The 1101-nt window shown below is 67.9% G+C and carries 1 protein-coding gene and 1 pseudogene; both read right to left on the minus strand.

What is annotated here, in order from left to right; all coding sequences use genetic code 11:
* Positions 1 to 86 precede the first annotated feature (86 nt).
* The gene (locus tag EU555_RS35940; protein ID WP_135420166.1) at positions 87 to 626 is read right to left on the minus strand and encodes a recombinase family protein; all 540 of its coding nucleotides are present in this window, start codon (positions 624 to 626) and stop codon (positions 87 to 89) included.
* 135 nt (positions 627 to 761) lie between these two features.
* Positions 762 to 1018 (minus strand): annotated as a pseudogene (locus tag EU555_RS35945) (IS3 family transposase); the annotation flags it as partial.
* Positions 1019 to 1101 lie beyond the last annotated feature (83 nt).

The following is a 1101-nucleotide window of genomic DNA, read 5'->3' on the forward strand; positions in this document are numbered from 1 at the left end:
TCTCCAGTCTCACCGATCGTGCGCCGGAAAACGCCCTCGATTGCGCCTCCGCCACAGTTCGATTGCGCGCCGCTACAGCTACAGGCCTACGCCTTAAGCACCCGATAGACGCTAGCCCGACCGATCCCCAGTTCCCGGGCGACCCTCGAGGCGCCTTTCCCCTCCCCGATCAGCGCCCGCACAGCCGCAGGATCGACCGTGCGCGCTCGCTTGTAGACGCCAGCCGCCTTCGCCTTAGCGATGCCCTCGGCCTGGCGCTCGCGCCTCAAGTTCGTCTCGAACTCGGCGAACACCCCGAGCATGTCGAGGAAGGCCTTGCCGGCCGCCGTGTTCGTGTCGATCGGCTGCTCGGTCGCGAGCAAGCCGGCCCCCTTCCCTCTCAGCTCGCGCACGATGTCCTGGAGGTCGCCAATCGAACGCGCCAGGCGGTCGACGCGGGTCACCACGAGCGTGTCGCCCTCACGGATGAAGGCCAGCACCGTGCGCAGCTCGTCGCGGCCGACGGTCGAGGACCCGCTCACCTTCTCGGACCGGATGATGTCGCACCCGGCCGCCTTGAGGGCGGCGAGCTGCACGGTGAGGTCCTGGTCGAGGGTACTGACGCGCGCGTAGCCGATCCGGGCCATGGAATGTCTCGCAGGGTCTAGAGGTTTCCTTGTAGCTGTCTCACAGCCCAGTCGGCAACCCTGTGAGACAGGGCACGGGCGTCTCAGCGTGGCTGCCTCGCAGGGTGTACCTCAACGGACATTCAGCCGATGCAGCCACAGCCGCTCCACCCGCTTGTCGTTGACCAGACAGCCCGCCGCCGGGCGGCGATCTTGCGATAGCCGTAGCGGCCATACCGGCGCGCCAACTCGACCAGGTCGGCCAGCAGCGCTGCCTCGTCGTCTCTCCCCCGCGGCACCTTGCGCTGCGTCGTGCGATGCTGCCCGAGCGCGCGACAGGCGCGCCGCTCGGAGACCGTCAGCACGGTCTGGACATGCTCGACGCAGGCGCGGCGGCGCGCGGGGCTCAGAAGTGGGATTGGGGTTGCCCCGTTTCTGTGGTTCTTGCTCATTTTGCGTGGATCAGGCGGCCAGAACCATGCGGCGCTTCAGGAGA

This window comes from Methylobacterium nonmethylotrophicum (assembly GCF_004745635.1).
Lineage (GTDB): Bacteria > Pseudomonadota > Alphaproteobacteria > Rhizobiales > Beijerinckiaceae > Methylobacterium > Methylobacterium nonmethylotrophicum.